The following is a 6000-nucleotide window of genomic DNA, read 5'->3' as shown; positions in this document are numbered from 1 at the left end:
ACGCAACGCCGCCGGCCCGGCCCCGGGGGAGAGGGGCCGGGCCGTCGGCGTAGGCGCGGGCGTCAGCCCATGTGCGGGTAGCGGTAGTCCGTCGGCGGGACCAGGGTCTCCTTGATGGAGCGGGTGGAGGTCCAGCGCATCAGGTTCTGCTTGGCGCCGGCCTTGTCGTTGGTGCCGGACGCGCGGCCACCGCCGAAGGGCTGCTGGCCGACGACGGCGCCGGTCGGCTTGTCGTTGATGTAGAAGTTGCCGGCCGCGAAGCGCAGCAGCTCGCAGGTGCGGGCCGCCTCGGCACGGTCCTGGGCGATGACACAACCGGTCAGGCCGTACGCCGAGGCGGACTCCATCTGGGTGAGCATCGCGTCGTAGTCGGCGTCCTCGTAGACGTGGACACCGAGGATCGGGCCGAAGTACTCGTCCTTGAAGATCTCGTTCTCCGGGTCGGTGGAGACCAGGACCGTCGGGCGGACGAAGTAGCCCTCGCTGTCGTCGTACGTACCGCCGGCCACGACCTCGACGGTCGGGTCGGCCTTGGCACGGTCGATCGCCGCCTTGTTCTTGGCGAACGAGCGCTCGTCGATGACGGCGGACATGAAGTTCGACAGATCCGAGACGTCACCCACGGACAGGGCGTCGACCTCGGCCGCGAACTCCTCCTTGAGGCCGCTGTTCCACAGCGACGCCGGGACGTACGCGCGGGAGGCCGCGGAGCACTTCTGGCCCTGGAACTCGAAGGCGCCGCGGGTCATGGCGGTCTTCAGCACGGCGCGGTCGGCCGAGGGGTGGGCGACGATGAAGTCCTTGCCACCGGTCTCGCCGACGAGCCGGGGGTAGGTCTTGTAGTTCTCGATGTTCATGCCGACCGTCTTCCACAGGTACTGGAAGGTCTTGGTCGAACCGGTGAAGTGGATGCCCGCCAGGTCGGGGTGGGTCAGTGCCACCTCGGAGACGTCCTTGCCGTCGCCGGTGACGAGGTTGATGACGCCCTTGGGCAGCCCGGCCTCCTCCAGCAGCTGCATCAGCAGCACGGCGGCGTAGGTCTGCGTCGGGGACGGCTTCCAGACCACGACGTTGCCCATGAGGGCGGGCGCGGTCGGGAGGTTGCCGGCGATCGCGGTGAAGTTGAACGGCGTGATCGCGTAGACGAAGCCTTCGAGGGGGCGGTGGTCCGAGCGGTTCCACACGCCCGGGGAGTTCGCCGGGGGCTGCTCCGCGAGGATCTGGCGCGCGAAGTGCACATTGAAGCGCCAGAAGTCGATGAGCTCACAGGGGGTGTCGATCTCGGCCTGCTGGGCGGTCTTGGACTGGCCGAGCATGGTGGCGGCGGCCATCGTCTCGCGCCAGGGACCGGAGAGCAGGTCGGCGGCCTTGAGGATGATCGCGGCGCGGTCGTCGAAGGGCAGCGCACGCCAGGCCGGGGCGGCGGCCAGCGCGGCGTCGACCGCGTCCTGGGCGTCCTTGACCGTGGCGTTGGCGTACGTACCGAGCCGGGAGGCGTGGTGGTGCGGCTGTACGACGTCGAAACGCTCGCCGCCGCCCATCCGGTGCGCGCCGCCGATGGTCATCGGCAGCTCGATCGGGTTGTCGGCCAGCTCCTTGAGCTTGGCCTCCAGACGGGAACGCTCCGGGCTGCCGGGGGCGTAGGTGTGGACCGGCTCGTTCACCGGCACGGGGACCTGGGTCACAGCGTCCATAGCGGCCGTGTCTCCTTCGATTTCGCTCGTCGGTTTTCGTACGTCGGTGGTGCGGCCGCGGCCGCTTGGGGTGGGCGGCTGCGGGCGGCACCGTCCGGGAGGCACCCCGGGCTTCGCTTCCAGCATCCACCCGCGCCCGCCTCCGCGGGGCAAGATCAGCCGCGGGTCGCCAGCGACCTCAGGAAGAACCCGAGGTTCGCGGGGCGCTCGGCGAGCCGGCGCATGAAGTACCCGTACCAGTCGGTGCCGTAGGGGATGTACACCCGCATACGGTGCCCGTCGGCTACCAGCCGCTGCTGCTCGGCCTCGCGGATGCCGTACAGCATCTGGAATTCGTAGTCGGCCGGCTTGCGCCCATTGCGGTGTGCCAGCTCCTGGCCGATGGCCACCATCCGCGGGTCGTGCGACCCGATCATGGGGTAGCCCTCGCCGGCCATCAGGATCTTCAGACAGCGCACATACGCCTTGTCGACCTCCCGCTTGTCCTGGAAGGCGACGGACGCGGGCTCCTTGTATGCGCCCTTGACCAGCCGTACCCGGGAGCCTTCCCCGGCGAGTGCGTGGCAGTCGTCCTCGGTGCGGAAGAGGTAGGACTGCAGCACCGCGCCCGTCTGGGGAAAGCGTTCCCGCAGGTCGGCGAGGATGGCGAGGGTGGAGTCGACCGTGGTGTGGTCCTCCATGTCGAGGGTCACGGTCGTACCGGCCTCGGCGGCGGCCTCGACCACCGGAGCGACGTTCTTCAGCGCCAGCTCGTGGCCGCCGGCCAGTGCCTGCCCGAAAGCGGACAGCTTGACCGACATCTCGGCCTTGACGCCGAGTCCCTGCTCCTTGAGGGCCGCGGCCAGCTGCAGGTAGGCATCGCGGTTGCGCAGTGCCTCGGCCGGGTCTGTGATGTCCTCGCCCAGGTGGTCGAGGGTGACCTCCAGGCCTCGCGCGGCCAGGGACCGCACGGCCGCCATGGACTCGCCCAGGCGCTCGCCGGCGACGAACCGGTCGACCACGGGGCGGGTAACCGGGGCAGCCGCAACGATGCGGCGGATGCTGTCGCTGCGCGCTGCGGCGAGGAGCACGGGACCCAGCATGGGCACCTCCACGATTCATGGGTGACAAGTACCGGCGGACGCCGGACGGGGGGGGAGAACGCGTCGGCAAGATTGAGCCACCTGAAACTTAAGGATCGCGCCACTTCCCGGCCATCGACAGCTGTCACGCCTTCGTGGTCGGGATCTCAGACAGATGTATGAGAATGGAGGAGCAGCGACCGGGTCAGTGGTGACAGCGGTGCGAGAGGTGTCCGAGATGCCGGCGGTGCCGGTGGTGTGACGACAGGAGAGGAGCCGGGCGGCGGATGCGGGGCGATTACCAGCAGCTCGTGGACGAGATCTCGGCGGCGCTCGGCGCCCCGGCGACGCTGGAGGACCGGGATTTCGGACTGATTGCTTTCGGCGCGCACGAGGGCGACGACGACGAGGTCATGGACCCCGTGCGGACCCGGTCGATCCTGCAGCGCCGCTCGTCGGCGGCGGTACGGGCCTGGTTCGAAGCGTTCGGGATCGCTCGCGCCAGGACGGCGCTGCGCATTCCGCCGGACCCGGCGGCCGGGGTCTTCAAGGGCCGGATCTGCCTGCCCGTACGCCATCGCGGCATCGTCCACGGCTATGTGTGGCTGCTGGACGACGGGCATCTCACCGATCTCGAACTGGGCAGCCGTGGCACACCGCCCGACCCGCGGATCGCCCAGGCCATGGACACCGCCGCCCGGATCGGGGCACTGCTGGCCGACGAGGCCCACGCCGGGTCCGAACTCGGCGATCTGCTGCGGGAGTTGCTGGCCGCGCCGCCCGCCGGACGGCCTCCCGCGGCGGCCGCGCTGAGCGATGCGCTGCGGGACACTCTCCGCTTCACCCCGGGCATCCCGCTCACCCTGGTCGCGGTGCTGCCCTGGGACACCTCCGACACCGATGTGGCGCCGCTGCCCAGCCTGCCGGGCCTGCTGGCGGCGTGCGCGCTGCCGGCGGGCGGCCCGGCCGCCCCGACGGAGGGGACGGACGAGACGGATGCCGCCACGCAGCACCACCCAGGGGCCGGCGGCCGTCCGCAGCCCGCGGCCGCCGTGCCCGCCCTGGCCGCGCTGGTCCGTCTGCGCTCGGCCGGCGCGCTCACCCCGGCCCATGCGGTGGCCGAGCATCTGCTGCGCTCCCCGCGCGCGGGCGCCGCGCCGCCCGAGGGGCAGGCGGCGCGCGGCGGGGCGCGCAGCGGCGGTCCCGCCGGACACCTCCCGCCCCGGCCTGGTGCCGCCGGAATCGGCGCCGGCACCAGGGAGTTGACCGACCTTCCGGCCACCTGGCGCGAGGCCCTGGACGCGGCTCGCGCGGCCCGTGCCGAGCCCCGGCTGGGCCCGGTCACCCAGTGGGACGCCCTCGGCCCGTACCGCATGCTGACCGCGCTGCCGGACACCGCACCCGACCCGGCCATCGGCCCGCTGCTGGCCCCCGCACACGCCGAACTCGCGCGCACCGCCGAGGTGTTCCTCGACTGCGCGGGCCAGGCGAGCCGCACCGCACAGGCCCTGGGCATCCACCGTCAGACGCTCTACTACCGCCTGGGCCGGGTGGAGAAGCTGACCGGCCTCGACCTGGACGACGGCGAGCACCGGCTGCTGCTGCACATGGCGCTCAAGGCGGCCCGGCTGTAGGGGCGTTGCCCGTACCGCCGGACCGCGAGCACGCCCGGTGGATCTCGTCAGGGCAGGCGGCCCTCGCCCCCGGTGCCGGGTGGGCTACTTCGCCCCCAGTACCTCGCCCGCGGTGACCCGGCGCAGCGCGGTGGCCAGGTCCCGGCCGGAGGGCATGGCGTCCGGCGTGATCAGCGACTGGACCATCAGGCCGGTGAGCAGGGCCTGGTAGAAGGAGCCGACGATACGTGCCGCCTCCGGGTCGACCTCGGTGTCCGGCACCCCCTCGAAGACCGCGACGAGCCCCTCGCCGCCCTCCGGGAGCACCTCGCCGATCGCCTCGCGCAGTGCCGCGTCGCGCGGCAGCAGTCCCAGCACCTCGACCTGTGCGGCGATGAAATCCCGTTCCGTGGCGATGCGTTGCAGGACGGAGTCCCAGACCGCGGCGAACCGCTCCAGCGGATCCGCGTCCTTTGCCTCCGTCCCGCCGCCGCCGGCCGGTACCTGGGCCACGCTCGCGCCCCACTCCTCGCTGGACGCGATGACCGCCTGGCGCATCAGGGCGTCCTTGGAGCCGTAGTGGTATCCGATGGAGGCGAGGTTGGCGCCGGATGCGGCCACGATGTCGCGAGCGGTGGTGCGCGCATACCCCTTCTCCAGGAGGCAGCGCTTGGCGCCCTCCAGAAGGTCTTCACGGTGTCCCATAAGGGCAGCCTATCGCCGCACATACGCTCGTACCAGACGTCCGTATTATACGGGCGTACATCTTCCTCTTGTCCGGGCACCCACCCGGGCCACCGTCTCCGCCCCGGTCCGGGCCCCTTGCGCCGGTCCGAGTCCCTTGCGCCGGTCCGTGCCGTCGTCGAAGCTCCACCTCTTCCTTGCCGCCCCCGCGGGCAGGGCCTGCGGCGTCCCCTCTCGCACGGGTCCTGGCGTCCGCCGGTGCCGGACATCCCGCCGATGCCGGACGCGCGGCCGGGGTCCGGCTAACCACCCGGGCCGGGGTGCGACGTACCGCCGGGGCCGGGCATCCCGCCGGGGCCCGGCGTATCGCCGGGCTGGGCGCCACCCGGCCGGGCCATCCCGTAGTGGCGGTACAGCTCGGTCTCTTCGGAGGGGTCGAGATGACCGTCGGCGTCGATCCGTGGTGCCGCCTTGATGGTCTCCTTGGCGTGCGGAACATGCAGCTCATCGTCCGCCCGACGGGCCCCGGCGAGCGGAATGAACGTCTCCTTCAGCCCGAACAGCCCGGTGCGCACCGTGATCCACTCGGGGTCGTTGGTGGCATCGTCCCGGTAGACCTGCTGGACCGTGCCCACCTTCGCGCCGTCCGCGTCGACCACATGCAGGCCGGTCAGACTCCGGGAGGCATCACCCAGGGGTGCATTCATGACGCTCTCTCCTTCCGCACGCACCGGCGGGGCACGCACAGTTCCCATTGCGCGACGCCCACATCTCCGCAGCGACCCGGGAGGACCGGCAGCCACCGGCTCCGGCGGCCCCACGACGGCGTCGGCGGGCTCCGCTCCCCCACCATCATTACGCCATTCGGGTGAATGGTTGACGGGGTCAGCCATCAGCGGGAGCCGAGTCGCGGACCCCGGCGGCATCCGTCTGTACGGGCACGCAAAA

Annotated in this window: 5 protein-coding genes; 1 reads left to right on the top strand and 4 read right to left on the bottom strand. The window is 71.7% G+C overall.

Annotation, left to right across the window (positions count from 1 at the left end; all coding sequences use genetic code 11):
• Positions 1 to 62 precede the first annotated feature (62 nt).
• Positions 63 to 1694 carry an L-glutamate gamma-semialdehyde dehydrogenase gene (pruA, locus tag ACWGI6_RS31005; protein WP_453270577.1) on the bottom strand — a complete coding sequence of 544 codons (1632 nt, stop codon included), beginning with the start codon at positions 1692 to 1694 and terminating at the stop codon, positions 63 to 65.
• Positions 1695 to 1849: 155 nt separating this feature from the next.
• Positions 1850 to 2776: a proline dehydrogenase family protein gene (locus tag ACWGI6_RS31000; RefSeq protein WP_453270576.1), complete on the bottom strand. Its 927-nt coding sequence runs from the start codon at positions 2774 to 2776 to the stop codon at positions 1850 to 1852.
• A gap of 266 nt (positions 2777 to 3042) precedes the next feature.
• Here ACWGI6_RS31000 and ACWGI6_RS30995 point away from each other — a divergent pair, with 266 nt between their 5' ends.
• A complete protein-coding gene (locus ACWGI6_RS30995; protein WP_453270575.1) occupies positions 3043 to 4389 on the top strand; it encodes a PucR family transcriptional regulator in 1347 nt (448 codons plus the stop codon).
• An 84-nt stretch (positions 4390 to 4473) separates the two neighbouring features.
• On the opposite strand, the gene ACWGI6_RS30990 is transcribed toward ACWGI6_RS30995, so the two are convergent.
• Complete coding sequence (locus ACWGI6_RS30990; protein ID WP_453270574.1) at positions 4474 to 5073, bottom strand: TetR/AcrR family transcriptional regulator; 600 nt, start codon at positions 5071 to 5073, stop codon at positions 4474 to 4476.
• Positions 5074 to 5354: 281 nt separating this feature from the next.
• Positions 5355 to 5759, bottom strand: coding sequence for a PRC-barrel domain-containing protein (locus ACWGI6_RS30985; RefSeq protein ID WP_453270573.1), 405 nt, complete (start codon positions 5757 to 5759; stop codon positions 5355 to 5357).
• Positions 5760 to 6000: the final 241 nt, after the last annotated feature.

Source organism: Streptomyces sp. NPDC054786, assembly GCF_053611685.1.
Note: the sequence above shows the minus strand (reverse complement) of the source record. Positions and strands in the feature narration are given on the sequence as shown.